Raw genomic sequence first — 930 nt, forward strand, 5'->3', positions numbered from 1 at the left:
TTACTCGATGACTTTGGCTACGACGCCAGCGCCGACGGTACGACCGCCTTCACGGATAGCGAAACGCAGGCCGTCTTCCATCGCGATGGTCTTGATCAGAGTGACAGTCATCTGGATGTTGTCACCTGGCATTACCATTTCAACGCCGTCTGGCAGCTCGCAGTTACCAGTCACGTCAGTTGTACGGAAGTAGAACTGTGGACGGTAGCCCTTGAAGAACGGAGTATGACGACCGCCTTCTTCCTTGCTCAGAACGTAGACTTCTGCGGTGAACTTGGTGTGCGGCTTGACGGTGCCTGGCTTGACCAGAACCTGGCCACGCTCAACGTCGTCACGCTTGGTGCCGCGCAGCAGGACGCCGCAGTTCTCGCCAGCACGACCTTCGTCGAGCAGCTTGCGGAACATTTCAACGCCAGTGCAGGTAGTTTTCTGAGTTTCGCGCAGACCGACGATCTCAACTTCTTCCTGGATACGGACGATGCCACGCTCAACACGACCAGTCACAACAGTACCGCGACCGGAGATCGAGAACACGTCTTCGATTGGCATCAGGAACGGCTTGTCGATAGCACGCTCTGGTTCTGGAATGTAGCTGTCCAGGGTCTCGACCAGCTTACGAACGGCAGTGGTGCCCATTTCGTTGTCGTCTTGACCGTTCAGAGCCATCAGCGCCGAACCGATGATGATCGGAGTGTCGTCACCTGGGAAGTCGTAGGTGCTCAGCAGGTCGCGAACTTCCATCTCAACCAGTTCCAGCAGCTCAGCGTCGTCAACCATGTCAGCCTTGTTCAGGAAGACAACGATGTACGGAACGCCTACCTGACGGGACAGCAGGATGTGCTCACGGGTTTGTGGCATCGGACCATCAGCGGCCGAGCAAACCAGGATCGCGCCGTCCATCTGGGCAGCACCGGTGATCATGTTTTTTAC

1 protein-coding gene is annotated in these 930 nt (G+C 56.7%); it reads right to left on the reverse strand.

The features are described 5' to 3' along the window. Positions 1–930, reverse strand: a 930-nt coding sequence (gene tuf / locus ACLEJR_RS26980) for an elongation factor Tu (RefSeq protein WP_440817750.1), incomplete at its 5' end; no start/stop codon positions are given.

Origin of the sequence: Pseudomonas sp. SMN5, from assembly GCF_052041925.1 — a bacterium.
Classification (GTDB): Bacteria; Pseudomonadota; Gammaproteobacteria; order Pseudomonadales; family Pseudomonadaceae; genus Aquipseudomonas.